This window comes from Roseateles sp. P5_E4, assembly GCF_054049255.1.
This window is the reverse complement of record NZ_JBFUMS010000001.1, coordinates 600,978-625,608: the sequence shown is the minus strand read 5'-3', so window position 1 is coordinate 625,608 and position 24,631 is coordinate 600,978. Positions and strand designations below refer to the sequence as shown.

The 24,631-nt window shown below is 68.1% G+C and carries 18 protein-coding genes; 9 read left to right on the top strand and 9 right to left on the bottom strand.

Translation table 11 applies throughout. The features are described from left to right. Positions 1 to 8 precede the first annotated feature (8 nt). Both ACXJLH_RS02665 and ACXJLH_RS02660 read left to right on the top strand, forming a co-directional pair. Entirely contained in the window at positions 9 to 2,789 is a 2,781-nt protein-coding gene (locus ACXJLH_RS02665) for a putative bifunctional diguanylate cyclase/phosphodiesterase (RefSeq protein WP_457442393.1), read from the top strand. Positions 2,790 to 2,822: 33 nt separating this feature from the next. Beyond that, positions 2,823 to 4,112 (top strand): hemolysin family protein, encoded by a 1,290-nt coding sequence (locus ACXJLH_RS02660; RefSeq protein ID WP_457442392.1) that lies wholly within the window; start codon positions 2,823 to 2,825, stop codon positions 4,110 to 4,112. Between the two features lie 120 nt (positions 4,113 to 4,232). On the opposite strand, the gene ACXJLH_RS02655 is transcribed toward ACXJLH_RS02660, so the two are convergent. Both ACXJLH_RS02655 and ACXJLH_RS02650 read right to left on the bottom strand, forming a co-directional pair. Beyond that, on the bottom strand, positions 4,233 to 6,095 hold the full coding sequence (locus ACXJLH_RS02655) for a carbohydrate-binding module family 20 domain-containing protein (protein ID WP_457442391.1): 1,863 nt from the start codon (positions 6,093 to 6,095) through the stop codon (positions 4,233 to 4,235). A gap of 199 nt (positions 6,096 to 6,294) precedes the next feature. Further along, positions 6,295 to 6,819, bottom strand: coding sequence for a hemerythrin domain-containing protein (locus ACXJLH_RS02650; RefSeq protein ID WP_457442390.1), 525 nt, complete (start codon positions 6,817 to 6,819; stop codon positions 6,295 to 6,297). A 34-nt stretch (positions 6,820 to 6,853) separates the two neighbouring features. Here ACXJLH_RS02650 and ligA point away from each other — a divergent pair, with 34 nt between their 5' ends. Next, positions 6,854 to 8,887: an NAD-dependent DNA ligase LigA gene (ligA, locus tag ACXJLH_RS02645; protein WP_457442389.1), complete on the top strand. Its 2,034-nt coding sequence runs from the start codon at positions 6,854 to 6,856 to the stop codon at positions 8,885 to 8,887. Between the two features lie 15 nt (positions 8,888 to 8,902). Here ligA and ACXJLH_RS02640 read toward each other — a convergent pair whose 3' ends face one another. Further along, positions 8,903 to 9,688, bottom strand: a complete 786-nt coding sequence (locus ACXJLH_RS02640) for a carbonic anhydrase (RefSeq protein WP_457352748.1) — start codon at positions 9,686 to 9,688, stop codon at positions 8,903 to 8,905. 204 nt (positions 9,689 to 9,892) lie between these two features. On the opposite strand from ACXJLH_RS02640, the gene ACXJLH_RS02635 reads away from it, so the two are divergent. Further along, on the top strand, positions 9,893 to 11,029 hold the full coding sequence (locus ACXJLH_RS02635; RefSeq protein ID WP_457442388.1) for an epoxide hydrolase family protein: 1,137 nt from the start codon (positions 9,893 to 9,895) through the stop codon (positions 11,027 to 11,029). Positions 11,030 to 11,121: 92 nt separating this feature from the next. Here ACXJLH_RS02635 and ACXJLH_RS02630 read toward each other — a convergent pair whose 3' ends face one another. After that, positions 11,122 to 12,054: a LysR substrate-binding domain-containing protein gene (locus ACXJLH_RS02630; RefSeq protein WP_457442387.1), complete on the bottom strand. Its 933-nt coding sequence runs from the start codon at positions 12,052 to 12,054 to the stop codon at positions 11,122 to 11,124. An 84-nt stretch (positions 12,055 to 12,138) separates the two neighbouring features. Here ACXJLH_RS02630 and ACXJLH_RS02625 point away from each other — a divergent pair, with 84 nt between their 5' ends. Genes ACXJLH_RS02625 through ACXJLH_RS02610 form a run of 4 tightly spaced genes read left to right on the top strand, consistent with a single transcriptional unit; the run spans position 12,139 to position 17,105 of the window. Next, a complete protein-coding gene (locus ACXJLH_RS02625) occupies positions 12,139 to 13,005 on the top strand; it encodes a pirin family protein (protein ID WP_457442386.1) in 867 nt (288 codons plus the stop codon). Beyond that, the gene (locus tag ACXJLH_RS02620; protein ID WP_056202193.1) at positions 13,002 to 14,090 is read left to right on the top strand and encodes an HlyD family secretion protein; all 1,089 of its coding nucleotides are present in this window, start codon (positions 13,002 to 13,004) and stop codon (positions 14,088 to 14,090) included. Before ACXJLH_RS02625 ends, ACXJLH_RS02620 begins: the two co-directional genes overlap by 4 nt. A 7-nt stretch (positions 14,091 to 14,097) precedes the next feature. Next, on the top strand, positions 14,098 to 15,681 hold the full coding sequence (locus ACXJLH_RS02615) for a DHA2 family efflux MFS transporter permease subunit (RefSeq protein ID WP_457442385.1): 1,584 nt from the start codon (positions 14,098 to 14,100) through the stop codon (positions 15,679 to 15,681). A gap of 14 nt (positions 15,682 to 15,695) precedes the next feature. After that, the gene (locus ACXJLH_RS02610; protein WP_457442384.1) at positions 15,696 to 17,105 is read left to right on the top strand and encodes an efflux transporter outer membrane subunit; all 1,410 of its coding nucleotides are present in this window, start codon (positions 15,696 to 15,698) and stop codon (positions 17,103 to 17,105) included. A 9-nt stretch (positions 17,106 to 17,114) separates the two neighbouring features. On the opposite strand, the gene ACXJLH_RS02605 is transcribed toward ACXJLH_RS02610, so the two are convergent. Genes ACXJLH_RS02605 through ACXJLH_RS02585 form a run of 5 tightly spaced genes read right to left on the bottom strand, consistent with a single transcriptional unit; the run spans position 17,115 to position 23,368 of the window. Further along, positions 17,115 to 17,489 (bottom strand): GFA family protein, encoded by a 375-nt coding sequence (locus ACXJLH_RS02605; protein WP_457442383.1) that lies wholly within the window; start codon positions 17,487 to 17,489, stop codon positions 17,115 to 17,117. Next, entirely contained in the window at positions 17,486 to 20,503 is a 3,018-nt protein-coding gene (locus ACXJLH_RS02600; RefSeq protein WP_457442382.1) for a fused MFS/spermidine synthase, read from the bottom strand. Before ACXJLH_RS02600 ends, ACXJLH_RS02605 begins: the two co-directional genes overlap by 4 nt. Beyond that, positions 20,500 to 21,777, bottom strand: coding sequence for a 3-deoxy-D-manno-octulosonic acid transferase (locus ACXJLH_RS02595; RefSeq protein ID WP_457442381.1), 1,278 nt, complete (start codon positions 21,775 to 21,777; stop codon positions 20,500 to 20,502). Before ACXJLH_RS02595 ends, ACXJLH_RS02600 begins: the two co-directional genes overlap by 4 nt. Next, positions 21,774 to 21,965 (bottom strand): hypothetical protein, encoded by a 192-nt coding sequence (locus ACXJLH_RS02590; protein WP_056202207.1) that lies wholly within the window; start codon positions 21,963 to 21,965, stop codon positions 21,774 to 21,776. The genes ACXJLH_RS02595 and ACXJLH_RS02590 overlap by 4 nt, the downstream gene beginning before the upstream one ends. Before the next feature lie 5 nt (positions 21,966 to 21,970). After that, positions 21,971 to 23,368 carry a phosphomannomutase/phosphoglucomutase gene (locus ACXJLH_RS02585; protein WP_457442380.1) on the bottom strand — a complete coding sequence of 466 codons (1,398 nt, stop codon included), beginning with the start codon at positions 23,366 to 23,368 and terminating at the stop codon, positions 21,971 to 21,973. A gap of 137 nt (positions 23,369 to 23,505) precedes the next feature. Here ACXJLH_RS02585 and ACXJLH_RS02580 point away from each other — a divergent pair, with 137 nt between their 5' ends. Beyond that, positions 23,506 to 24,630 (top strand): sensor histidine kinase, encoded by a 1,125-nt coding sequence (locus ACXJLH_RS02580; protein ID WP_457442379.1) that lies wholly within the window; start codon positions 23,506 to 23,508, stop codon positions 24,628 to 24,630. The last annotated feature ends 1 nt before the right edge of the window (position 24,631 follow it).

Genomic DNA, 24,631 nt, shown 5'->3' with positions numbered 1-24,631 from the left:
CAAGCCTGATGCGCAGCGGCGGCTTCCTCCAAGTTTTCAGTCCCATCCTTCGTCCAGCCACCCAGTTCTGGCTGGTGGGCTGGCTGTTGCTGCTGTCGCTGTTCGCTGGGCCAAGCCTCGCCGCCCCCACGCTCGCCCAGCAGATCGAAGCCATCGAAGCCAGCCATGGCAGCGAGCCGCCCGAGGTGGTCGCGCGCCTGCGGCCGCTGGAAGCGCAGGCCCGCGCTCTGGGCGGCGACAACCTGCGCGTCTTCCTCGCCGCCTGGGGCTATGCCCACGGCATGATGGACCAGTTCACGGTGGTCGATGCGGCGACGGCCGAGCTCATCGACCTGGGGGAGCGCGAAGGCAACGCCGCGGCCATGGCTTCGGCGCTGGCACTGCGCGCGACCGTCCTGCAACTGTCGGGCCGCCTGAGCGTCGCCTACGACTGGGTGAACGCGTCCCTGCCCTGGGTGGAAAAGACCCAGGACGAGCCTTTGCGCTACTGGGTGTTCATGACGGCGGGCAATCTGAGCCTGGCGACGGGGCATTTGCAGGAAGGCCTGCGCAGCTACGCGGCGGCGAGCCGGTCGGCGCAGGCCCAGTCCAACCCGCGGCGCGGGGCGCAGGCCCATATGGCGCTGGCGCCCATACGCCTGGTCCTGCACGACATCGACGGTGCCCGTGCTGATGCGCAGCAGGCCTTTCGCCTGGCCGAGTCCGCGGGCAGCCTGCCCCTGCAACTGGCGGCCAAGTTGATCGAATCCCTGGCCGAGGAGGAGGGCGGACGCGGCCCGGCGCGCGACCAGGCCCGGGAGCAGGCCCATCGGCTGGCCGCCCAGATCGAGCCCACGCTGGCCGCCAGCGCTGCCGCCGTGAATCCTGCTTCAGGCAGCGCGACCTGGTTCAACACCCAGGCGGAGGTCGTGCAGGAACTGGCCGACCTGCACCTGAGCGCACGCAACTTTGTGGCCGCGCAGCGCTATGCCGAGACTGCGCTGAAGTTGGCCCGACAGGAAGGTGACGAGGACGCTGTGGCCGTGGCCACGATCAGTTCCGGGCTGGCGCGACTCGGCTTGCGCCAGACGGCCCCCGGCGACCAACTGGTGAACGAGGGCCTGGCGTCGCTGGAGAAACAGGGCCGCAAGGTGCGCCTGCTGGAGCAGTTGAACCGGCATGCCGGCCTGCTGGAAGCCCTGGGCGATGCGGCGGGCGCGCTGCGCCAATCGCGCAAGGCACTGGGGCTGGAGGCCGAGCTGGTGCGCAACGACCGTGTCAGCACGGTGCTGGAACTGCAGCGCCGCTCCAGCTTCGAGCAGAACCAGCGCGCCCTGGAGAGCCTCAAGCATGACAACGAGCTGCAAGCCAGCCAGCTCGAGCGCCACAGCAGCGAAAGGCGGCTGACCCTGGGCCTGGCCCTCGCCCTGCTCATCGTCGTGCTGCTGACAGTGACCTTGTATCGCCGCGCCCGCAAGGCCAACCGCACGCTGCAGGCCCACAACGCCGAGCTGGCTTACGTCGGCCTGCATGACCGCGTGACCGGCCTGCCCAACCGGCGCGCACTGGAGCGGCGGGCCCGGGAGCTCGGCAACGAGAGCTTCATCGGCTTGGGGATAGCCATCAATCGCTTCAGCCGCATCATGGGCAGCCTGGGCCATGCCGCCGGTGACGACTTGCTGTGCCAGGTGGCAGCTCGGCTGAAGTCCGTCGTCGAGGGCGCCGGCGGCCGGCTCTACCGGATGGACGGACTTTCCTTCGGTGCCATCGTGCCCGCACTGGGCGATGACGCCGCCCTGCGCAGCCTGCTGGAGCAGCTGCTGCAGGTGATGCAGCCTGTCTTCGAAGTGCAGCGCCAGCAGCTCGCGGTGACCTTGAGCATCGGTGCCGCTGAATACCCGCGGCACGGCGCGCAGACCTCCGACGTGGCCAAGGCCATCCAGCTCGCCATGCGACAGGCGCAGGGCCAGCCGGGCAACAGCGCGGTGGTTTTCACGGCAGGCCTGCTGGCCGACCAGCAGGACCGGCTGCAGCTGGAGGCGCGGCTGTCACAGGCCCTGGAGCGCGGTGAACTCGAACTCTTCTACCAGGCGCAGTGCGATCTGCGCACGCGCCGGCTGTCGGGCTTTGAGGCCCTGCTGCGCTGGCGCAGCCCCGACGGCCTGATTGCACCGGACCGCTTCATTCCGCTGGCCGAGGAATCCGGTCTCATCGTGCCCATTGGCCGCTGGGTGCTGCAGCAGGCCTGCCGCCAGGCCAGGATCTGGCATGACAGCGGGCTGGGCCGGCCCGTGATGGCCATCAACATCTCGCCGCGGCAGTTCCAGCATCCCGAGTTCATGGCCACGGTGCGCGAGGCGCTGGAGAGCAGCGGCATGGACCCGCACTTCATCGAGCTGGAGATCACCGAGGGCGCCATGATGGACGACGCCGAGTCGACCATAGCCAAGATGGCCGAGCTGCGTGCGCTGGGCCTGCACCTGGCCATCGATGACTTCGGCACCGGCTATTCGAGCCTGGCCTATCTGAAGCGTTTTCCCATCAACCGCCTGAAGATCGACCGCGCCTTCGTGCGAGACCTCGGCCAGGACGAGGGCGGTGCGGCCATCGTGCAGGCCATGATCCAGCTGTCGCACAGCCTGGGGATGACCGTGGTCGCGGAAGGCGTTGAGGATGCCAGCCAGGAGGCCTGCCTGCGCAACTGGCAGTGCGACGTGATGCAGGGCTTTGGCTATGCGCGCCCGCAGCCTGTGCGAGAGGCGACGGCCTTCCTGGAGCGGTGCAGCCGTGAGGGCGGGATCGCGGAATAAACTGAAGCTCCATTCAGACCTCGGACTCGGCGCTTGACCACCAGCCTGCTGCTGATTGCCCCCCTCATCGCCGCCAGCGCCTTCTTCTCGATGGCCGAGCTGTCACTGGCGGCCTCGCGGCGGCTCAACCTGCAGCAGCGCGCCGACTCCGGCGATGCCCGCGCAGCCAAGGTGCTGGCTGTGCAGGAACACCCGGGCGACTACTTCACCGTCGTGCAGATCGGCGTCAACACGGTCGCCATCCTGGCCGGCATCGTTGGCGAGGGTGCGTTCACGCCGCATTTCGAAGCGGCGCTTCGTCTCGTCGTTTCACCCGAACTGGCCGCGACGCTGGGCTTTGCCGCGTCCTTCATCAGCATCACATCGCTCTTTATCGTGCTGGCCGACCTGGTGCCCAAGCGCTTGTCGATGAACGAGCCGGAGCGCGTCGCCATGACGCTGGTAGGCCCCATGCTGGCCCTGTGCCGCGTGCTGAAGCCCCTGGCCTGGTTGTTCAGCGGCATCACCGAGGGCTTGATCCGCGTGTTGGGCCTGCCGGCCAAGCGTGACGAGACCATCAGCTACCGCGACATCCTCGCGCTGACCGAGGCCGGCTACCAGGCCGGCGTCGTCGCGGACGAGGAGCAGCAGGTCATCGCCAACGTGTTCGAGTTGGACACGCGCACCGTCGAGACGGTGATGACGGAGCGCGAGCGCATCGTCTTCTTCTCGCGCGACGACGACGACGTGCTGATCCGCAACCGCATCGCCGACACGCCCCACTCGACTTACGTCGTCTGCGACGGCGACGTCGACCAGGTCGTCGGCTACGTGGACGCAACCGACCTGTTCCAGCGTGTGCTGCGCGACGAGAAACTGTCGCTGCGCGAAGATGGCGGCGTGCTGGTCAAGAAAGTGCTGATCGTGCCCGACCGGCTGACGCTGTCCGAGATGCTGACGCAGTTTCGCGACGCGCATGAGGACTTCGCCGTCGTCGTCAACGAGTACAGCCGCGTGGTGGGCGTCATCACGCTGAACGACGTGATGAACACGGTGATGGGCAGCCTGGTCGCGCCGCACGACGAGGAACAGATCGTGCGCCGCGAGGACGGCTCATTCCTGGCCGACGGCATCACGCCCATCCCGGATGTCGAGCGGTCGCTCGGCATCGAGGGCTGGCCGCATGCCGGCACCTACGACACGCTGGCCGGCTTCCTGATGGTCATGCTGCGCCGCATTCCGCGGCGCACCGATGTCGTCGAGTGGGAAGGCTGGCGCTTCGAGGTGGTTGACGTGGACAGCTACCGCGTGGACCAGGTCATGATCACCCGACGTAGCGCATGAAGCTACTGCGCGGGCACATCTGGGGCCTGTGCTGCGCGCCGTACGGGTGTACGGCTGTGCTGCTCGACCCCACCTGAGCCCGCTCGCGACGCTTCCTGCGCCACGTCGGAGCGTCGTCTCTCAAGGTTTGAAGTTGCCGTCGCTGCGAGCCTGCGAACCGCTGGCGCAGCTCGTGAACTCGCGGTTGCCGCTGCCGGTGGCTTGATTGCTTTCCCAGACGGCCGACGAGCCGTTCCACTTCACGTACTTGTACTGGATCGCCGTGCCGGCGGGCAGGCTGACGGTGCCCGTCCACGGCACATTGGCGCCCGAGCCCTGGATGGTCAGCGCGAAGCCCGAGCCGGGCGCCCAGGCACCGAGGCCGCTGACGTTGCCGACGACGCGCAGGTTTTCGCCCATCACCGTGTTGGCGTTGGCGATCGTGAAGGTCACGGCACAGCTGCTGCCGCCGCCGCCGCTGGTCTTCTGCCCGGTGTAGATGGCCACGGCCGGCGTGGGGCTGCCGCTGTTGGCCGGCACCGTGATGCTGGCGTTGCCGCTGGAATCCACCGTCGCCGAGTCGGCCGTGCAGCCGGTGCCGGCCGCGTTCTTGGTGCCGTTGATGGCGTTGCAATAGGTGCCGGCGGGAAGGCCCGTGGCGAAGCTGCGCGTCCAGGCGCTGCCGCTGTTGTTCAGCGCGACGAAGCCCACATTGCCGCGGCTGAAGGCGACCTGGTTGCCGTTGTTGCCGACGATCCAGTTCTGCTGCGCCTGGCCGAGGCTGGCATTGCGGAAGGCCACCATGTTCGCCAGCGGCGTCCAGCGGTGGGCGAAGTCCCAGACGACGTTGATCTGTGGCGCGCCGCCGCTGTAGGGGCTGGCGCCCGGCCGGTCGGCACCGGTGTCGGTGAACTTGAAGCCCGAATAAAGCTGCGCCTCGCCATAGCCCTGGGCGAGCATGAAGATGTGTGCCAGCGTGTAGCGCTGCCCGGCCGCATCGGCGCCGCCGTTGTTGTTGATGTTCAGCGAACCGCCGTTGCGCTCGGTGTCCCAGTTGGTGATGAAGACGGTTGCGTTCTGCGGCTGGATGAAGCCCCAGCTGCCGCCCCAGTTGCCCCAGGTGCCCATCACGCTCGGGATGCTGGCGAGATTCAGGCCGTTGTTGTTTCGGAAAATGTCGCGCATCGCCGCCGTGAACTGGAACTCGTTGAGCGTGCCTACGGGGAAGTAGCTCGGCCGGTCCACCTCGCCGTCGTTGATGATCTCCTGCGTGACCCAGATCGGCTCGCCCTGCAGCGTCGTCGGGTAGGCGGCCTTCACGGCGTTCATGGTCGACGTCCAGGCGCCGGCCGGCATGTGCTTGGACGCATCGATGCGAAAGCCGTCCACGCCCATGGCCAGCAGGGCCTTCAGGTAGTTGACGATCTGGCCCTGCACATAACTGCTTTCGGTAGACAGGTCAGGCAGGCCGCCGAGGCGGCAGTTCTGTACCGCCCAGCGGCCCGAGGGCGAGTTGTAGTCGCTGTCGGCGATGTTGCAGTTGGCGTGGAAGTCGCTGGCGCTGAAGAACGGGTAGCTCAGCGTGCCCGCGTTCCAGGTCGAGCCGTCGGTGGCCGTGCCGCTGCCGTCGGCCATCTGGTTGACGACGATGTCCGCATAGACCCGCACACCGGCCGTGTGGCAGGTGTTGATCATGGTCTGTAGCTGCCCAGGCGTGCCCATGCGGCTGGTCAGGTTGGCGTAGTTGACGGGCTGGTAGACGCCCCACCAGCCATTGGCGTTCTTGGACGCGCCGGGCGGCGAGATCTGCACGCCGCCAAAGCCCTTGGGGCCCAGCCATTGGGTGCATTCGGTGGCGATGTCGGGCCAAGCCCACTCGAACATCTGGACCGATGTCGAGTTGGGGTTCAGCGCGTGGGCCGGTGAGGCGAGGGCGGCGCTCAGTGCGAGCGCGAACGAGAGAGAAGGGGCGAGTCGGAAGCTCGCGGGCAGCAGCGATGGCATGGGTGTTGTCTCCGTGATGTGGGTCGACCGCCGCCCTCGTCATGGGGCGGCTGGGTTCGGCCAATCGACTGCTTGCCCTGGCCGCCTTTCCTGGTTCAGGAAAGTGCTGCGACTCTAGGCAGACGGCGGTAATTTAAATGTAGGAAAACTACCAATCAACGAGAAAAATCCCTAGAACATTCGGCGGCGGCGAGGTGACTCAGGGCGATTTCCGACGCGATGCCATCTCTTCTCCAATCTTGGAGAGGGACGCTTTGTCCAGATTGGACTGGGCGATGGGGAATGCTTGATCGTCTTCGGCTGCCAAATGGGTCTGATAGAGAATTGTGTAGTTAAGTAACACGTTGGCATCAAGAGGCGCGGTTCTTCCGCCGGTCCATGCGAGCAGAGGCTCGCGCAACAGCGCCCACAGTCGCCCCATCTCGACGTGGTCGGCGTGCAGTCGATCGGCCAGATCCGTCAGGCCAGCCCTGCGCAGCCGCGGCAGCACATGACGCTCCTCGTCTTCGTGGTGAGCCGGGCCGGCGCGGTCGAAATAGCGCAGCACATCGGCCGCAGCGTCGCGCGCCTGGGCGTCCACGCCATGCTGCTGGACATGTGCATGCAGGCGCTGCAGCAGGTCCAGGCTGCGGCGCACGCGCTCGTGGCAGGCGGCCAGCATCTCGAAGGGCTGGTCGAAACCGACAGCGGGGCCGGCGTGCAGGAAATCGACACGGGAGCTCATGCGACGGATTGTCCGACCGCGACAAAATGCCCCCATGACCGCCGCCCCCGCCTCCCGCGCCGCCGATCTGCGCGCCCAGCTGAACCATCACGCCCACCAGTACTACGTGCTCGATGCGCCCGAGTTGCCGGACGCCGAGTACGACAAGCTCTTTGCCGAGCTGCAGGCCCTCGAGGCCGCCCATCCTGAGCTGCTGACGGCGGACTCGCCCACCCAGCGCGTCATCGGCGCCGTGCTGCCGGGGCTGACGCCGGTGCGCCATGTCGTGCCCATGCTGTCGATCACGACCGAGACCGACACGACCGAAGGCGGAGCCATCGCCTTTGACGCCCGCGTACGCCGCGAGTTGGGGCTGAAGGAGGGCGACGCACTGGTCGACTACAACGCCGAACTGAAATTCGACGGCCTGGCCATCAACCTGCGCTTTGAAGCCGGCGTGCTGGTGCAGGCCGCCACGCGCGGCGACGGCGAGACGGGCGAGGACGTCACGCACAACGTGCGCACCATCGGCCAGATCCCGCTGCGCTTGAAAGGTGACGCCCCGCCGGTGCTGGAGGTGCGCGGCGAGGTCTATATGCGACGCGACGCCTTCGAGGCGCTGAACGAGCGCCAGCGTGCCAAGGGCGACAAGACCTTCGTCAACCCGCGCAACACGGCCGCCGGCGCCATCCGCCAGCTCGACTCGCGCCAAGCGCGCGACAAGCCGCTGAGCTTCTACGCCTATGGCATCGGCGACGTGCAGGGCTGGGCGCTGCCGGCGACGCAGTCGGGCCTGCTCGATGCCTTGGCCGACTTCGGCGTGCCCGTCAACAAGCTGCGCACGGTCGCAGCCGGTACGGCGGGCCTGGTCGAATTCCATCAGCGCGTGGCGGCTGCGCGTGACGATCTGCCCTTCGACATTGACGGCGTCGTCTACAAGGTCAATTCTCGCGAGCTGCAGCAGAGGCTCGGCTTCAAGACCCGCGAGCCGCGCTGGGCCGTGGCCCACAAATACCCGGCCCAGGAGCAGGTGACGACACTGCTGGCCATTGACGTGCAGGTGGGTCGCACCGGCAAGCTGACGCCGGTGGCGCGGCTGGACCCGGTGTTCGTCGGCGGCACGACCGTCAGCAACGCCACGCTGCACAACGTCTTCGAGATGCGCCGCAAGGGCGTGCGCGTGGGGGACAAGGTCATCATCCGCCGGGCGGGCGACGTGATCCCCGAGGTCGTCGGCCGCGTGCCCGGCGAGCGCGCCAGCTACGTCCCCAACTTCCACATGCCGCGCGCCTGCCCCGTGTGCAAGAGCGAGGTCGTGCGCGAGCGTGGCGGCATGGATCACCGCTGCTCGGGCGGCGTCTTCTGCCCGGCCCAGCGCAAGCAGGCCATGCTGCACTTCGCCGGCCGCCGCGCGATGGACATCGAGGGCCTGGGCGACAAGCTGGTCGAGCAACTCGTCGACGCCGGTATCGTGCTGAGCCTGCCGGGCCTCTACAAGCTGGGCGTCGCCAAGCTGGCAGCGCTGGACCGCATGGCCGAGAAGAGCGCGCAGAACATCGTCGACGCGCTGGAGAAGAGCAAGACGCCCACGCTCGCGCGCTTCCTGTTTTCGCTCGGCATCCGCCAGGTTGGCGAGACGACGGCCAAGGAGCTGGCGCGGCACTTTGGCACGCTGGACAAGCTGATGAACGCCAGCGTCGAGCAATTGCTCGAAGTGCCTGATGTCGGCCCCATCGTCGCGGCCAGCATCCACACGTTCTTTGCGCAGCCGCACAACGTCGAGGTTGTAGAGCAGTTGCTGGCGGCTGGCGTCCAACCGAAGGAAAGCGCGGGCGAGGCCGACGACCGGCCGCGGCCGCTGCTGGGCAAGACGCTGGTGTTGACAGGCACGCTGCCGACACTCTCGCGCGACGAGGCCCAGGCCTTGATCGAGGAGGCGGGCGGCAAGGTCAGCGGCTCGGTGTCGAAGAAGACGAATTACGTCATCGCCGGCGAGGAGGCCGGCAGCAAGCTGGAGAAGGCCCGCAGCCTCGGCGTCCCCGTGCTCGACGAGGCCGGCCTGCGGGCCTTGTTGGAGACGGGCGCCTGAGCAGCGCCCGCCCGCTCACTGGCTGACCTGGATGACCCGGCCGTTGAGCGGCTGCACGGGTCGGGCGTTCATTGCATAGACGCGGCCGAAGCGGGCGATCTGCTCGGCAGACACCTGCACCGGCGTCTTCAGCACGAACCAGCTGACGCCTTCGCTGCAGGGCGGCGTCGTCAGCGAGCCGGCGAAGCTGTAGTAGGCGCGGTTGTCGGGCAGCAGGGCGTTCAGGTCGATGCCAAGGCCGGCGACGCTGGACTCCTGCTCCTTGGCCTTGGGCAGGTTGTCGAACACGGCCTGGATCAGCGGCAGCCTGGCACCCTTGTCCATCAACACCGCCACGACGGCCAGCTTGCCGTCCTCGCTCTTGTGAACGAGATGAGCCACGAGCGGATAGGCCTTGCCGTTCACCCGTTCCTCACTGGGCTTGTGGAAGTGGAACTGCAGCAGCTCGTAGCGCTTGTCGCCGACGGTGATCGAACTGCCCGGCGCGATGTTGACCTGCACGGTGTGGCCGTTGTCGATGATCTTCAGCGGCGTGGGCTTGTAGTCGAAGCTGATCGCGGGCAGGGCAGCCGACTGGACGTCGGTGGTGCGGATGTCGATGGGCGACTGGGTCTGCCCCATCGCGCAGGTGCCGAACTTCTCGTCGACGCTGGCCCATTTGGCCGGCCCGGTCACGCCGCTGTAAGTCCAGTGGGCCGGGTGCTGGCCGGGGTGTGCGGTCGCCGTTTCGGCGCAGAAGCCGGCGGCTGGCAGCAGGGCTGCCGTGAGCGCGATGGCGTTGAGCTGGGAAATCCTTTTCATGTGCGGCTCCTTGAGTCTTGGAAGTACGCCGCCGCGCGGGAGGCGGCGCCGGTCATTGTGTGACGAGAGCCGCCGCCCTGGCGACAGCTTCCGGACAGCCGGTGGATGAAGAAATGCGAGCGCCCCGTGGCGGGTTTTTACAAGACCCCAAACCGACCGCTGCGGACACTGGGTTCCATCGATTCACCTCACCTGGAGCCCACCATGACCGCTGCCATCCGCCCCTTCCACATCGACATCCCGCAAGCCGCCATCGACGATCTGAAGCAGCGCCTGCGCCAGACGCGCTGGCCGCAGGCCGTGGCGCAGGACTGGAGCCGCGGCCAGCCCGTCGCTTTCGTCCGTGAACTGGCCCACCAGTGGCTGAACGGCTTCGACTGGCGCCAGCAGGAAGCCGCGCTGAACCGCCACCCGCAGTTCACCACTGAGATCGACGGCCAGACGATCCACTTTCTGCACGTGCGCTCGCCCGAGCCGCATGCGCTGCCGCTGATCCTCACCCATGGCTGGCCCAGCACGGTGGCCGAGTTCCTCGACCTGATCGGCCCGCTGAGCGACCCGCGCGCCCATGGCCTCGACCCCGCGCAGGCCTTCCATCTCGTCATCCCGTCGCTGCCTGGCTTCGCGTTCTCGTCGCCGCTGGCGGGGCCCGGCTGGGACGCCGCCCGCACCGCCGCCGCATGGAATGTGCTGATGAAGCGCCTCGGCTATGAGCGCTACGGCGCGCAGGGCGGCGACGCCGGCGCGCTCGTGACCCGCGAGTTGGGCATCCTGAATCCGCAAGGGCTGGTGGGCGTGCACCTGCAGCAGATCTTTGCCTTCCCGAGCGGCGCGCCGGGTGAGATGGAGAAGCTGTCGCCTTTCGAGAAGGCCGGCCTGGGCAACCTGGCGCGCTTCCAGAAGTACAACGGCTACGCCGAGATCCAGTCCAAGCGGCCGGCGACGCTGGGCTTCGGCCTGGTCGATTCACCGGTCGCGCAGCTGGCCTGGAATGCCGAGCTCTTCTTCGGCTTCGAGGGCGAGGCCGCCACCACGATGGATCGCGAGCGTTTCCTGACGCATGTGTCGCTGTACTGGTTCACGGCCACCGGCGGCCAGGCGGCCGAGTTCTATCTGGAGAACGCCCGCACTGGCGCCGGCTACCGCGAGCTGCCCAACGCGGCGCCCACCGCGGTCGCCTCCTTCCCGAACGACTTTCGCTCCGTGCGGGCCTTTGCCGAGCGTTCGCACAGCAACATCCGCCAGTGGACCGAGATGCCGGAGGGCGGCCACTTCGCCGCAACGGATGCGCCGCAGTTGCTGATCGATGACATCCGCAGCTTCTTTGCCCAGGTGAACTGAGCACCAGGCCGGCCTCGCGTTTCATCGCTCGCATCGAACAGGTCGAGTACGCCGCCCCGGCGGTGGAGGTGGCGCGGCCGGCCGGCGCCTGATCAGGGCTTGCGCCGCGGCGTCGCGTCCGGCCCCAGCACGCCCTTCACATGCGCCCATTCGGGCACGGTCTCGAACAGGTGGTCGATGAAGGCGCGCGTCTTGGCCGGCATCAGCCGGCGGCTGGCCGTCAGCAGCGTCACGGGCAGGGGCTCGAAGCGCCACTCGGGCAGCACCGCCACCAGCGTGCCCGCTGCGATGTCCGACGCCACCATGCCGAAGGGAAAGCTGCCGAGCCCGCCGCCGGCGCGCGTCAGTGACAGCACCAGGCCGATGGAGTTCGCTTCCAGCGGGCCAACCGGATGCACCTCGGCCGTCTGCTTGCCGTTCTGCAGCGTGCGGTACATGCCCTTGCCCTGGGTCAGCACGACGAAGTCATGCTCGGCCAGGTCTGCAGGCGTCTGCGGTGCGGGCCTGGCCTGCAGATAGACCGGGCTGGCATACAGGCCTCGCTCCAACAGCATGTACTGGCGCGCCACCAGGTCGGGCTCGTCCACCGGGCCCATGCGCACGGCCACGTCATAGGGCTCGTTGAAAAGGTCGACACGGCGCGGCGTCGTGTCCACCTCCAGCTCCACCTTGGGGTAGCGGCGTACGAAGCGCGCAAAGCTTTCCGCCAACACCAGCATCGCGAACTCGGCCGGCACGGACACGCGCAGTCGCCCTGTGGGCGTGGCATCGCGTGAGGCCAGCCATTCGCGCGTCTCGGCGATGTCCTCTTCATGGCGGGCAGCGCGTTCGGCGAGTTGCTCGCCCAGCTCCGTCAACGTCAGCCGGCTGGCGCCGGGCACAAAGAGGCGGGCGGCTACCGAGGTCTCCAACGCCGTGAGGCGCCGGCTCAAGGTTGCCTTGGGCAGGTCGAGCTGGCGGGAGGCCTCGGACAGCGATCCCGCCTTGTGAACCTGGGCCAGCAGCAAGAGGTCGTCGATCTTCATGGCGTCGTTTATCTCGCTGTTTCTCGTTTGGTTTCGTTTCGTTTCCGGAACGGTGAGTTTGAGTTTTGTGGCTATTCGCCATAAATGGAACTCTCTACAGTCGCGGCCACCATGTCAACCGCCCGTCTTCTCCAGCCCCAAAGGCACCGCATCGGCGCCGGCTTCCAGGCCGAGGGTTGGCGCGAGCCGCTGGCGCTGCTCGACCCCTTCATCATGGTCGACCACTTCCGCATGACCGAGCCGGCGTTTGCGCCGCATCCGCATGCAGGCTTCTCGGCGGTGACCTATCTCTTCGATGACTCGGCCACCGGCATGGTCAGCCGCGATTCGCTGGGCGGCGAGCATGAAATCCTGCCGGGTGGCCTGCACTGGACGCTGGCCGGCCGGGGCGTCATGCATGACGAATTTCCCATCGAGGCGGGCCGCGAAGCCCATGGCCTGCAGATCTTCGTCAACCTGCCCGCCGAGCAGAAGCTGCGCGCGCCTACCGTCATGCGGCTTGCTGCCGAGCAGATGCCGCGCCGCGTGGGTGACGGCTGGCGCGCCATTCAGATCTTCAGCGCCGACACCGGGCTGGACCTGCCTTGGTCGACCTCGCTGGTGCTGGTCGACATTGACGCCGGCGCTGCCTTCGATTTCGTGCTGCCCGAGGGCGAGCAGGGTTTTGCCATCCCCATCCACGGCAGCGGCCACACCGGCGAGCTGCCACTGACCACCGGCCGCGCCCTGAGCGTGTCCGTCGGTGGCGGCGCCCGCATCGTGGCCGCTGAGGCGCTGCGCCTGGCCTGCTTCTGCGGCCGGCCGCTTTTCGAGCCCGTCGTGCGCCACGGCCCCTTTGTCATGAGCAACGAAGGCCAGGTTGTGGCCGCGCTGCAGCGATTCCAGTCTGGCGGCATGGGCCGCCTCAGCCCTAGAACAACCTCAAGCAACAACAAGGAAACCCTGTCATGAATGCACCGCAAGACAACACCGTTGCCCCGAAGCCTGCCAAGAGCGGCCCGCCCGTGCCCCTGCTCATCGTCGGCGCGATCCTGCTGATCGGCGGCATCGGCCTGGGTGGCCGCATGTGGTGGCGCGCACAGCATCTCGTCGAGACCGAGAACGCCTTTGTCGCCGGCCGCCTGCACCCGGTCGCCACGCGCGTGGCCGGCGTCGTCACCGAGATGCGCATGCAGGACAACGCCGTGGTCAAGGCCGGCGACGTGCTGCTGCGCCTGGACCCGTCCGACGCCGCCGTGCAGATCGAGCGCCTGAAGGCCCAGATCGCGCAGGCCGACGCGGCCATCGCAACGACGGCTGCGCAGATCGCCCAGTCCAAGGCCCAGGCCGCGGTGACGAACTCGCAGGTCGCCCAGGCCGAGAGCGTGCTGGCCCGCACCGAGCTGGATGCCAAGCGCAGCCAGGCGCTGTTCGGCGCCGAGTTGCGCGCCACGAGCAAGCAGGAACTGGATGCCGCGCTTGCCGCCCGCGACGTGGCCCGCGCCGACCTGACCGCCCGCAAGGCCGGCGCCTCGGCCGCCAAGGAAGCCATCGCCGCCGCCGAGAGCGCGCGCCAGTCGGCCAACGCGCAAAAGAGTGCGACGCAGGCCTTGCTGAAGGACGCTCAGAACCAGCTTGGCTATGTCGAGCTGCGCGCGTCCAGCGACGGCCGCGTCGGCAAGCGCACGGTCGAGGTCGGCCAGCGCGTGCAGGCCGGCCAGCAGTTGGCGGCCATCGTCGAGCCCGAGGTCTGGATCACCGCCAACTTCAAGGAAACCCAGCTCGCGAAGATGAAGCCGGGTCAGAAGGTGCACGTGAAGGTCGACGCCTTCCCGGGCAAGGAACTGGAAGCCCATGTCGACAGCTTTGCCCCGGCCTCGGGCGCCAGCTTCGCGCTGCTGCCGCCGGACAACGCGACCGGCAACTTCACCAAGATCGTCCAGCGCGTGCCGGTCAAGGTCGTGTTCGAGCCCGAGAGCCTGAAGAGCCTGGGTGAAGCCGCGACACGCATCGTGCCGGGCCTCTCGGTGCAGGTGGAAGTCGAAATTTCCGAGTAAGCCTGACATGGGCAACGAAAACTACCTCCCCCCGCCGCCTGACCAGAAGGTCAGTGGCCGCACCTGGCTGGCCGTGCTGGCCAGCCTGCTGGGCGCCTTCATGGCGGTGCTTGACATTGCTATCACCAACTCCTCACTGCGCGACATCCTCGGTGCGCTGTCGGCCACGCAGGAAGAGGGCTCCTGGATCTCCAGCGCCTACCTGGTCGCCGAGATCGTCGTCATCCCGCTCGCGGGCTTCCTGTCGATGGTGTTCTCCACGCGCCGCTACCTGGTCGTCAACGTCGCGCTGTTCCTGATCTTCAGCACGCTGTGCGGCATGGCCTGGAGCCTGGAAAGCATGATCGCCTTCCGCGCGGCCCAGGGCTTCACCGGCGGCGTCATGATCCCGATGGCGATGACGTTGGTCACGCGCAAGCTGCCACTGAACAAGCGCCCCATCGGCCTGGCCCTGTTCGGCATGACCGCCACGCTCGCGCCGACGCTTGGCCCCACGGTGGGCGGCTACCTGACCGAGCTGTATGGCTGGCCCAGCATCTTCTACATCAACTGGGCACCCGGCATCCTGCTGATGCTCGGCGTCAGCATCGGCCTGGACAAGGAGCCGATGAACTTGCGGCTGCTGCGTGAGGTGGACTGGTGGGGCGTCGTCTTCATGGCCGTCGGCCTGGGTTCGCTGACCGCGATGCTGGAAGAGGGCAATGCCAAGGACTGGTTCTCAAGCCCCTTCATCATCACGGCCGCCGTGCTGGCGGTGGGCGGCATCTATGGCTGGGCCTGGCGCGGCCTGACGCGCAAGAACACCTTCATCGACCTGCACATCCTCGGCCGCCCGAGCTTCCTGATCGCCGGCGTCATTGCGTTTGCGACCGGCATGGGCCTGTACGGTTCGGCCTTCATCCTGCCGCTGTACCTGGGCCAGATCGCCAGCTACACGCCGATGCAGATCGGCATCGTCATCATGTGGATGGGCCTGCCGCAGCTCTTCATCATGCCGTTCGCGGCCAAGCTGTCCACCAAGCTGGACAACCGCGTGATGATGAGCGTGGGCCTGGCGCTGTTCGCCACGTCGTGCTTCATGAACACCCACATGAGCGCCGACACGGCCGGCCCCGAGCTGCTGTTCGCGCAGATCGTGCGCGCCCTGGGCCAGCCGCTGATCATGATCACGCTGACCAACTTCGCGGTGAACGGCGTCCCGCCCAACCTGCTGCCCAGCGCCTCGGGCATGTTCAACATGATGCGCAACCTCGGCGGCTCGGTCGGCATCGCCACGCTGGCCACGCTGCTGACCAACCGCGAGCACCTGCACAGCGCCCGCGTCGGCGAGTCCATCAGCCTTTACGACCCCGCCACGCAAGCCCGCCTGGACACGCTGGCGCAGAACTTCGCCAGCAAGGGCGCCGACCTCGCCACGGCCCAGGACATGGCAATCAAGGCGCTTGACAACGTCGTGCGCCGCGACAGCTTCGTCATGGCCTACAACGACGCTTTCCTGATCCTTGGCATCGCGCTCGTCAGCTGTGTCGTCATCGTCTGGATGAGCAAGAAGGTGCTCGGTGGCGCAGGCACCGCCGAAGCCGCACATTGAATCGGGAGATCAACATGATCCAACTCAAGACCGTTTTCACCCTCGTCGCCGCGGCGGCGCTGGCCGCCTGCACGACGCTGGGCCCCAACTACCAGGCACCCGCTGCCAATGCCCCTGCGGCCTATCGCGCCGCCGCGCCTGTCGCCGGCGCAGAACTGCAGCGCGACTGGTGGTTGATGTTCGGCGACGCCCAGCTCAACGCGCTCGAAGCGCAGGCCCTGCAGGCCAGCCCGACGCTGGCGGCCGCGGCCGCCCGGGTCGAACGCGCCCGCGCCGTGTATGGCGCGACAAAGGCGGACGAGCTGCCGCGTGTCGACGTCGGCGGCAGCGTCACCAACCTGCGCACGTCCGCCAAGTCGGTCACGACGCCGGTGCTGGGCGGCCAGGCCATCACCTTCGACGGCACCCAGACCGGCATCCAGGCGTCCATCGGCTGGGAGCTGGACCTGTGGGGCCGGGTGAAGCGCCAGGCCGAAGCTTCGCAAGCCCAGCTGGATGCCTCCACACTTGACGCCGCCGCTGCCCGCGTCGCACTGACGGCCGACGTTGCCGCCGCCTACTGGCAGTGGCGCGCACTGTCCGATGAGGCCACGGCCCTGCAACGCCTGCGCGACAGCCGCGCCAACGCCTTCAAGGTCGCGCAGACCCGTTTCGACGCCGGCTCGTCGACGACACAGGACCTGGAGCGCGTGCGCGCCGAGCTGGCCTCGGCCGACGCCGACGTGGCCGACCTGCCGCGCCGCCAGGCGCTGGTGGCCAACCAGATCGCCGCGCTGACCGGCCAGGCCGCCGCCGAGCTGAAGCTGCGGGCGTCACCGATGCCGGCACCACCGCAGATCCGCGCCGGCCTGCCGGCCGAGCTGCTGCAACGCCGCCCGGACCTGGCGCAGAGCCTGGCCCAGCTGCATGCCGCGACGGCCCAGGTCGGCATTGCCGAGGCCGCCTTCTACCCGTCCATCCGCCTGACCGGCAGCTTCGGCTACCAGAGCAAGGAGCTGGGCGACCTGATCTCTGCGCCGGCACGCCTGTACAACATCGGCCCCAGCATCTCGCTGCCGATCTTCGAGGGCGGGCGCAACAAGGCCAATCTGGCGGGTGCCAAGGCCTCGGTTGACGAGTCGCTCGCCGCCTTCCGTGGCCGCATGCTGCAGGCGCTGCGCGAGGTCGACGACGCGCTGGCCGAACTGCAGGGGCGCGCGACCGTCGTGGACGCCCAGAACCGCACGCTGGCGTCCAGCAGCCAGGCGTTGAACGTGGCCAAGAGCCGCTATGACAAGGGCGCCGTCAGCTATCTGGACGTGACCGAGGCCGAGCGCACGCCGCTCGCCACCGAGCGCGCGCTGGCCCAGCTGCGCGGCGCGCAATGGGCGGCGACGGCGCAACTCGTCAAGGCGCTGGGCGGCGGCTGGACCCAGGGCAGTTGATCCCGGGGCTCAGCCCCTGTTCTCGTCGAACTGCTCGGCGCCCGGGACGGCCTGAAGCCAGGGCTCGCGGCGCTTGACCCAGAGCTCGTAGCTCGGCACGAGGGGCGTGGGCGCCTGCGACAGGATGCCGAGCTTGATCTCGGCCTCCTGGTCGTCGAGGGAAAACAGCCGCGAGCCGCAGCGAGGGCAGAAGCGCTGGCCGCGGAACTCAGCGGTGTCGCCTTGATGCTCGAACTGACCGGCTGGCCAGACGGCGTAGAAGGTGAAGGCCGAGCCGCTCTCCTTGCGGCAGTCCATACAGTGGCAGATGCCGACGCGCAGCGGCTCACCGCGGGCGGTCAGCTGCACACCGCCGCACAGGCATTGGCCGGCATACGTCGTCATGGCGATGCCTTGCCGGCCGGCCGTGCGGCGCAGACCGGTTCCTTGCCGGCCACCCATGCCTGGATGAAACGCCGCATGTCGCCAAAGGCTGCCACGGGGATCTGCTGCCCCCAGCGGGCTTCGCGGGTCTGCAGTGCATCGGGCTGTCCCTGGGCCAGACCCGCCAGCATGCTGAGCATCAGCACCTGTTCCTTCAGGCCCGCGGGGCTCGGCTGGACGGTCCCATCGAGGATGCGTTCAGCAGCCTTGTCGACCACGCGCCAGTCGCCGCGCGCAGCGGCGTCGTAGAGCGTCAGCAGCTCCATGACGCCGTCGGGCAGGTCCGGCCGCGCCTTGCGCCAGGCCACCGGGTCCCAGAGGCCATGCTGTTCCGCCGCAGTGACGTGGGCGAGCGTGGCTTGGGCCAGGTTGGCGGCGTAGACGACCAGGGCGTCTGCATCCAGCGGCGTGCCTGGCAGCCGTTGCGTCCGCAGCGCGTCGATCAGGCGGCTCTGGCCCGCGCCCTCAGGCTGGCCCGGGCCACTGCCGTCGAAACGCTCCGCCGCCCACAGGGCTTCCTGGCGCGCTTTCAGCAAGGGATGGTTGGCGTCCGGCGTGATATGTGCCGTCACCGGCCAGGTCTGGCGGCAGTCCAGCACCTGCAGCACCGGAACCCCATCGGCAGCAAGCCGCTCCAGCAGATTCGCCTGACTGCCGCGGAAGCGCTGCTGGGGAGCAAAAAGCGAGACGGTGGGGAAGTAGTCTGAATGCGGCTTGGCTTTCTGCAGGCGTATGTAGGTGCGCAGCACGGCCGGCCCGCCGAGGCGGCGCACGGCCAGGTCGGCAGGAGACGAGAGGCCGACGCGGCGCAGTTCCGCCGCGAGTTCGGGATAGCGCCAGGGCTCGCCGCGGAGCGGTTCCAGCCGGTCCAGCGGCGCGAGGATGATCAGGTCGACGGCGTTGGCCGCGTAGATCTCGCTGCCCGGAAATTCCTCGAGCAGGGCAGCCAGCATCTGGGCCAGCAGTTCGTCCGAGATCTCGTAGCTGTGCACCCATTGCACCAGCAGGCCCCCCGGCTTCAGGCTGCGCTTCACGCCGCGGTAGAACTCCTGCGTGAACAGGCTGGCCACACCGCTGACCCAGGGGTTGGACGGCTCGGAGACGACGACGTCGTAGTGCCGCTGACCGCGCGCAAAGAATTCCCGGGCATCCTCGAAGTGGACCTCCGAGCGGCCATCGCCATAGGCGCGGCCGTTGCGTCCCAGGAACTGGGACGAGGCCTCCCACACCGCATGTTCGATCTCGATGCTGTCGACCCGCTGCGGCACCGGCGACCCCAGCAGCGTGTGAGTGCTCAGGCCGGAACCCCATCCGATGACGGCAATCTCTTGAGGGGCGGGATGCGTGGCCAGGGGCAGCGCACCCAGCATCAGCATCGTGATCTCGTCAGGCGTAGGGGGGGAGCTCGACCCGGTCAGGCTGGCGTCGGGCTTGCCGTTGGTGGCGAGCACGACGGCGCCGGGCTGCTTGACCACGGAGATGCTGGCTGTCGCGCCGTCGCGATAGAACACCAATTCGCGGCCACTCATGTCGGTATTGCCATAGCGGAAGACGCCGGCGGACTGCAGCAGCGGGTCCGGCAGGCCCCACTGCATCATGCCGCCCAACACGGTAGCTCCAACACCCGCCGCAACGACCACTGCCGGTGTCCAACGGCCGGGACTCAGCGCGCGCAGCAGCGCCAGACCGACGGCGAGGTCCAAGGCGCCGGCCGCCAGCAGTGTCATGCCGACCCCCAGGTAGGGCATCAACCCATGCGCCGCGGCCAGCACGCCCAGGATGGCGCCCAGCGTGTTGGCTGCGTAGACCTGCCCGACGGCGCGTTCGCCGCCACCGCGGCGCAGCAAGGCGGCAGTGAACAGGGGCAGCGTCATGCCGGCGAGGAAGGCCGTTGGCGCCATGATGAGCATGGCGATGGCGGCCGTTGCCACGCTGTAGAGGACATAGCCTCCATCGCTGCGCGCGAGCGCTTCCAGCAGAGGCGGCACCCAGTAGTAGGCGTTGCCGAGCAGGGCTATCGACAGCATTGCGCACAACCCCATGCCCACCTGCACGAAGCCGGCATACCGCACCAGGTCGGCGATGCGGTCGCCCACGTGCCGCACCCACAACCCGCCCAGGGCCAGGCCAGCGATGAAAGCGGCCAGCATCAGCTCGAAGCTGTGCAGGCTGCTGCCCAACGCCTGGTTGAGCATGCGTACCCATCCCAGCTCATAGGCGAAGGAGGCCGCGCTGGACAGGAAGGTGGCGGTCAGCAAAGCGGGCAGCAGGCGACCGGGGCCAGTGCCAGCTGACGCGTCGTGCCCCGGCACGGGGATGGCCGCACGGCCCTCGCGCAAGGCCAGGCCGAGGCACGCGCTGACGGCTGCCACCACGAGGTTAAGCAAACCCGCGGCCTTGAGAGCGCCCGGCATGCCGAACGCAGGAAGCAAGTAAAAGGTGGCGATCAGCGCACCCAGCGCCGCACCGAGGCCGTTGGTGAAATACAGGCCGCCGAGGGTCTGGCTCTGCCCACTGCCCGGCAGGCGCAACACGCCCACGGCCAGCAGCGGGAAGGTGGCGCCGAGCAGGACGGTCTGTGGTGCGATCAACAAGGCGGCGCTCAGCCACTGCCAGGTGGTGGCCGCGTCGGCGCTGCCCAGGGCGGGCAGCACGCGGTCCTGGCTGAAGGCGCTGTATGCGACGAAAACGGAATGGAACACCAAGCCAGATACACCGATCAGCGCTTCCGCGCCGGCGTAGGCGGCGATGGGGCGACGCAGCGCCCCGGTCATGCGGCTGACGCCCCAGGCGCCCGCCGCCATGCCGCCCATGAACATCATCAGCACCAGCGTTTGGGCGTAAGCCGCATGGCCCAGCGTCAGGCCGAGGTAGTGAGTCCAGATCGACTGATAGATCAACGCCGGGCAGCCCGACAGCACGAACAGGAAGTGCAGCGTCCAGCGCGTTCTGGCGGCGAGGCGTGTCGAAGTCATCTCGGGTGCTGGAGAGGAAGAAGGGCTGCCGCCATGCGGTCGGCTGCGCCCTGGTGGGCGCGAGCAAAAGTTTTCGCGTGCGCCGACATGTCCTGCCGCGCGGCAGCATGCTGGCACAGCGCCACGCCCTGGCCAACAGCTTCAGGCAGATCGGCGCAGCGCCGGGCCGCGCCCGCCGCAATGGCCAGCTCCGCCGCCTCGGCGAAATTGAAAGTGTGCGGCCCCGCCAGCACCGGGCAGCCGCAGGCCGCGGCCTCGATGAGGTTCTGGCCGCCCAGCGGCGCGAAACTGCCGCCGAGCAGCGCGACGCTGGCCAGGCCGTAGTACAGCGGCATCTCGCGCATGGAGTCGCCCAGCCAGACGTCGACGGTGAGGGCCTCGGGCGGCGGCTCATCGCCCCAATGGCTGCGGCGCGCCAGCGTCAGGCCGGCAGCCTGAATGAGCGCCGCAATCTCGTCAAAACGCTGGGGGTGACGGGGCACGATGGCCAGCAGCGGACGAGGGGCAGGCAGCTTAACCCAATCGTGGAGCAGCGCTTTTTCCTCGCCCTCGCGGCTGACGGCCAGCATCAGCACGGGTCGGTCCAGGAGGGCGGCCCAAGCCTGGCCGCGGGCGATCAGGGCCGGGTCCATCGCGATGTCGTACTTCAGGTTGCCGGCCACCTCGACGCGGGCCATGCCCATCGCGCGGATGCGTTCGGCGTCGGCCTCGGTCTGGGCCAGGGCCAGCGTCATGCGGCGCGCCGCCGGCCGCATCAGTGCCGCCAGGCGCCGGCCCTGGCGCAGGCTCTTCTCCGACAGGCGCGCGTTGGCCAGCACCATGGGCAGCCCGGCCTTCTCGGCCTCACGCTGCAGCGTCGGCCAGACCTCGGTCTCCATCAGCACACCCTGGCGCGGGCGCCAATGGCGTAGGAAGCGGCGCACGGCGCCAGGCGTGTCATAGGGCAGCCAGGCCTGGGCGTCGCCCTCGCGTAGCAGGGCTTGACCGGCCTCGCGGCCGGTGGCGGTGGAGTGCGTCAGCAGGAACTTGAGCGCGGGGTCACGGGCACGCAGGGCGTCGACCAGGGCGCTGGCCGCGCGTGTCTCACCCAGCGAGACGGCGTGAATCCAGAGTCGGCCTGGCTCGGCGGCTGATTTGTAGAAGCCCAGCCGCTCACCCACCGCATGCCGGTACAGCGCCTCCTTGGCGCCGCGCCGCCACAGCCGCAGCAGGTAGAAGGGGGTCAGTAGCCACAGCGCAGCCTGGTAGGCCAGCCGCGCAAGTGCCTCACTCATCTCCGCGGCCGCGACGCGCCGCCGACCGGCCAGAGCCAGTAGAGCAACGGGCCGAAGACGGGCATGCCGCAGAACACCAGCAGCCAGATGCGTGGCTGCTCGCGCTTGATGACATGCACGCCGCTCAACAAGGTCGGCAGAAAGAGCACGAGCAGGGCAAGCAGGGCCCCAATGCCTCCGCCTTCCATGGCGCTCAGTGGCCCGCGGCGAAGGTCGCGTCCGGCTTCACGCGCTTGAGTTGCTCCAGCACGTCGTGCTGGATGCGTTCCAGCGCCTCGGGCGTATGGCCTTCGAAGCGCAGCACCAGCACGGGCGTCGTGTTGGACGGGCGGATGAGACCGAAACCATCCGCGTACTCGATGCGCAGGCCGTCGATGGTGATCAGCTCGTTCGCACCGGGGAAGTCGGCCAGCGTCGTCTGGGCCTTCAGCGTCTTGACGACCTCGTGATGCTCGCCTTCGGCGCAGGGCACGTTGATCTCGGGCGTGTTGAAGCTGTTGGGCAGGGCCTGCAGCACGGCGCTCGGGTCCTTGGCCCGCGACAGGATCTCCAGCATGCGGCCGGCCGTGTACATCGCGTCGTCGAAGCCGTACCAGCGCTCGGCGAAGAAGATGTGGCCCGACAGCTCGCCGGCCAGCGGCGCGCCGGTCTCCTTCAGCTTGGCCTTGGCCAGCGAGTGGCCGGTCATCCACATCAGCGGCTTGCCGCCGTGCTTCTTGATCCACGGTGCCAGGCGCTGCGTGCACTTGACGTCGAAGATGATCTCGGCGCCCTTCTGGCGCTTCAGGATGTCGGCCGCGATCAGCATGATCTGGCGGTCCGGCATGATCATCTCGCCGTCTTTGGTGACGATGCCGAGGCGGTCGCCGTCGCCGTCGAAGGCCAGGCCAAGCTCAGCGCCGGTGGCGTGGACGACGCGCTTCAGGTCTTCCAGGTTCTCGGGACGGCTCGGGTCCGGATGGTGGTTGGGGAAGTCGCCGTCGACCTTGGAGAAGATGTCAATGACCTCGCAGCCGAGCGCGCGCAGGATGGCCGGTGCGGAGGCGCCGGGGATGCCGTTGCCACTGTCGACGACGATCTTCATCGGGCGGGCCAGCTTGCAGTCGTTGACGACGCGGTGGGTGTACTCGGGCACGATGTCGATCTTGCCGACACGGCCCTTGCCCTTGGCGTAGTCCTCGGCCTCGATGCGCTGGCGCAGGCCCTGGATCTGCTCGCCATAGACGGCGGCGCCCTTGAGCACCATCTTGAAGCCGTTGTAGTCCTTGGGGTTGTGGCTGCCCGTGACCATGATGCCGGAGCTGCAGCCGTGCGCACCGCGCGTGGCAGCGACGTAATAGAGCATGGGCGTGGTCACGGCGCCGATGTCGACGACGTCCAGGCCCGTAGAGCGCAGGCCACGCACGAGTGCTGCGACCAGGCCGGGGCCCGACAGGCGGCCGTCACGGCCGACAGCGACGGCCTTTTCGCCCAGGGCCTTGGCCTCGGTGCCGAAGGCACGACCCAGGTGCTCTGCGAGCTCCTCGTTCAAGGTCTGGCCGACGACGCCACGGATGTCATAGGCCTTGAAGATGGATGCGTGAACCTGCATGAAATGCCCTCGAATACTGGGTTTTGAAAACGCGCCGGATTGTAGGCACGGCCCGTGGCCGACCATCCGTCGCATCGGCTGTCGATTCGTCACTCATGCAAGGGGCATGCCGCCGCGGCTTCCTACACTCGCGCCCCATGACATTCACCGAGGAATTCGCCCAGGCCCTGCGCCACCAGCGCGTGCTGATGAAGCATCGCCCGGACCGGATGCGCTTTCGGCTGCTGATCTACCTGATCTGGACGCTTGGTTTCGGCACCGTTTTTTCCGTCATGGCCGGCCTGCAACAGGGCAATCTCGGTTCGCTCTTCTGGTGGCAGGCCCTGATGCCAGGCAACATGCTCGTCAGCCTGTGTGTGTCGATCGGCTTTTTCAGCATCTTTCGCGCCTTCGAGCGGCTGGCGCCGCAGCGCTGGCTGGACACCGTCATGGGTTGGCGCGACTGGCGCTCGGGACTGTTCTTCTCTGTGTTGTCCATCAGCTGCGCGCTGCTTGGCGTGGTCGTTGGCATGTGGCTGGTCGACCGCATCTGGATGGGCAACGGCAACACGTTGCAGCTGCTGGCCAGCTTCGGTTTCTGGCGCCAGTTCCTGCTGATCTCGGTGTTCATTTCCGTCGTGGCGAGCTTTCGCTACCGCGCGCGGTGGCGCCAGGAGATGCTGCAGGCCCGGGTGACCGAGGCCCAGCTCAAGCTGCTGCAGGGCCAGATCGAGCCGCATTTCCTGTTCAACACGCTGGCCAATGTGCAAAGCCTGATCGACTTCGACCCGGCGCGGGCCAAGCAGATGCTGGAGCGCTTCACCGATTACCTGCGCGCCAGCCTGGGCCAGTTGCGCGGCGACGCGACGACGCTGGCCCAGGAGTTCGCGATGCTGGAGGCCTATCTCGCGCTGATGCAATTGCGCATGGGCGAGCGGCTGCGCGTGCGCCTGGACTTGCCGCCCGAGTTGAACGGCATTGAGCTGCCGCCGCTGCTCGTGCAGCCGCTGGTGGAGAACGCCATCCACCACGGCCTGGAGCCCAAGATCGCCGGCGGCGAGATCGTCGTCAGCGCGCGGCGTGAGGCCGACACGCTGGTCATCGATGTCGACGACGATGGCCAGGGGCTGGACGCCCCGAAACGGCGAGGTGGCAACGGCGTCGCCCTCGACAACATCCGCGAGCGGCTCAAAGCCCGCTGGGGCCTGCGCGCCACGCTCGAACTTCAACCCCGCGAAGGCGGCGGCACCCGCGCCCGCATCTGCATTCCCTTTTCTGCCTGAA

Coding starts and splice junctions, on each gene's coding strand:
- ACXJLH_RS02640 (WP_457352748.1), bottom strand. CDS start 9,688: ATGAAAAGGATTTCCCAGCTCAACGCCATCGCGCTCACGGCAGCCCTG.
- ACXJLH_RS02650 (WP_457442390.1), bottom strand. CDS start 6,819: ATGAGCTCCCGTGTCGATTTCCTGCACGCCGGCCCCGCTGTCGGTTTC.
- ACXJLH_RS02635 (WP_457442388.1), top strand. CDS start 9,893: ATGACCGCTGCCATCCGCCCCTTCCACATCGACATCCCGCAAGCCGCC.
- ligA (WP_457442389.1), top strand. CDS start 6,854: ATGACCGCCGCCCCCGCCTCCCGCGCCGCCGATCTGCGCGCCCAGCTG.
- ACXJLH_RS02590 (WP_056202207.1), bottom strand. CDS start 21,965: ATGGAAGGCGGAGGCATTGGGGCCCTGCTTGCCCTGCTCGTGCTCTTT.
- ACXJLH_RS02610 (WP_457442384.1), top strand. CDS start 15,696: ATGATCCAACTCAAGACCGTTTTCACCCTCGTCGCCGCGGCGGCGCTG.
- ACXJLH_RS02665 (WP_457442393.1), top strand. CDS start 9: ATGCGCAGCGGCGGCTTCCTCCAAGTTTTCAGTCCCATCCTTCGTCCA.
- ACXJLH_RS02605 (WP_457442383.1), bottom strand. CDS start 17,489: ATGACGACGTATGCCGGCCAATGCCTGTGCGGCGGTGTGCAGCTGACC.
- ACXJLH_RS02615 (WP_457442385.1), top strand. CDS start 14,098: ATGGGCAACGAAAACTACCTCCCCCCGCCGCCTGACCAGAAGGTCAGT.
- ACXJLH_RS02585 (WP_457442380.1), bottom strand. CDS start 23,368: ATGCAGGTTCACGCATCCATCTTCAAGGCCTATGACATCCGTGGCGTC.
- ACXJLH_RS02600 (WP_457442382.1), bottom strand. CDS start 20,503: ATGACTTCGACACGCCTCGCCGCCAGAACGCGCTGGACGCTGCACTTC.
- ACXJLH_RS02630 (WP_457442387.1), bottom strand. CDS start 12,054: ATGAAGATCGACGACCTCTTGCTGCTGGCCCAGGTTCACAAGGCGGGA.
- ACXJLH_RS02580 (WP_457442379.1), top strand. CDS start 23,506: ATGACATTCACCGAGGAATTCGCCCAGGCCCTGCGCCACCAGCGCGTG.
- ACXJLH_RS02620 (WP_056202193.1), top strand. CDS start 13,002: ATGAATGCACCGCAAGACAACACCGTTGCCCCGAAGCCTGCCAAGAGC.
- ACXJLH_RS02625 (WP_457442386.1), top strand. CDS start 12,139: ATGGAACTCTCTACAGTCGCGGCCACCATGTCAACCGCCCGTCTTCTC.
- ACXJLH_RS02595 (WP_457442381.1), bottom strand. CDS start 21,777: ATGAGTGAGGCACTTGCGCGGCTGGCCTACCAGGCTGCGCTGTGGCTA.
- ACXJLH_RS02655 (WP_457442391.1), bottom strand. CDS start 6,095: ATGCCATCGCTGCTGCCCGCGAGCTTCCGACTCGCCCCTTCTCTCTCG.